Here is a 1,131-nt window from a genome sequence, read left to right as displayed (position 1 = left end):
ACAATTTAACGTAGAGCTAGAATCGATTCGTACTCATGTGTTGACCATGGGTGGCTTGGTGGAACAGCAGCTTTCGTATGCTATTCAAGCCTTGCATAAAGAAGACATTGAGCTCGCGCGAAAGGTTGTGCGTGACGATCATAAAGTGAATGCGATGGAAGTGTCGATTGATGATGCGTGTACTCGAATCATTGCCAAACGTCAGCCGACCGCGAAAGATTTGCGCCTGATTATGGCGATCATCAAGACCATTACTGATCTTGAACGCATTGGGGATGTCGCGACACGCATTGCGTATGTCGCTATCGAAAGCCCGTCATCGAAAGAACGCCAATTCCAAGTTTCATTAGAACCTCTCTGCCGTCAGGCGATTCAAATGTTGCATCAGGTTTTGGATGCATTCGCTCGTATGGATGTTGAAGCCGCAGCAGAGGTTCACAAACTCGATGACAAGCTGGATGCCGAATACGAAGCAGTGATCCGTCAGCTCATGACTTACATGATGGAAGACCCAAAAAATATTCCGCATATTCTTCAGGTGATGTGGTCTGCTCGCGCTATTGAACGAGTAGGGGATCGTTGCCAAAACATTTGTGAATACATTATTTACTTTGTGAAAGGTAAGGACGTTCGTCACCTTGGTGATCAAAGCATTGATGATGTGTTGAAGTAACGCTTCATGTAAATGAAAAAGACCAGCGAAAGCTGGTCTTTTGGATCTTAGAAGCCGAGATCAGTACTTATCTGGTACAAACGTTTGATCGTCTATTGGCGCTCTGACGTAGCCCTCTTTATTGATCTCTGGTAACTCAATTGGTGGGTACTCTAGCGCTTTGTATTCAATTTGACTGAGTAGATGACTAATGCAATTTAAGCGCGCTTTTTGTTTTGAATCTGAAGGTACAACCCACCAAGGACAGTTTTTGGTGTCGGTGTAAGCGAACATCTTGTCTTTTGCTTCAGAATACTCAGCCCAGCGGTGTCGAGATTCTAGATCCATCGGGCTGAACTTCCAGCGCTTTATCGGCGTGTTGATGCGCCCTAAGAAGCGTTTTTCCTGCTCCTCGTCGGAGACCGAAAACCAGTACTTGAGCAAAATAATGCCTGAGCGTTGCAGCATTCTCTCGAATT

At 45.5% G+C, this 1,131-nt stretch carries 2 protein-coding genes; one reads left to right on the top strand and one right to left on the bottom strand.

Features of this window, described 5'->3' with window-relative positions; genetic code table 11:
* On the top strand, positions 1–673 hold a 673-nt coding region (phoU, locus tag R7F67_RS24685; RefSeq protein ID WP_318057517.1), incomplete at its 5' end, for a phosphate signaling complex protein PhoU.
* A gap of 60 nt (positions 674–733) precedes the next feature.
* On the opposite strand, the gene R7F67_RS24680 is transcribed toward phoU, so the two are convergent.
* Positions 734–1,131: polyphosphate kinase 2 family protein (locus R7F67_RS24680; RefSeq protein ID WP_411913744.1), on the bottom strand; the 398-nt coding region annotated here is incomplete at its 5' end.

The sequence above is a fragment of the Vibrio sp. YT-17 genome, assembly GCF_033337375.1.
Taxonomy (GTDB): Bacteria; Pseudomonadota; Gammaproteobacteria; order Enterobacterales; family Vibrionaceae; genus Vibrio; species Vibrio alginolyticus.
Note: the sequence above shows the minus strand (reverse complement) of the source record. Positions and strands in the feature narration are given on the sequence as shown.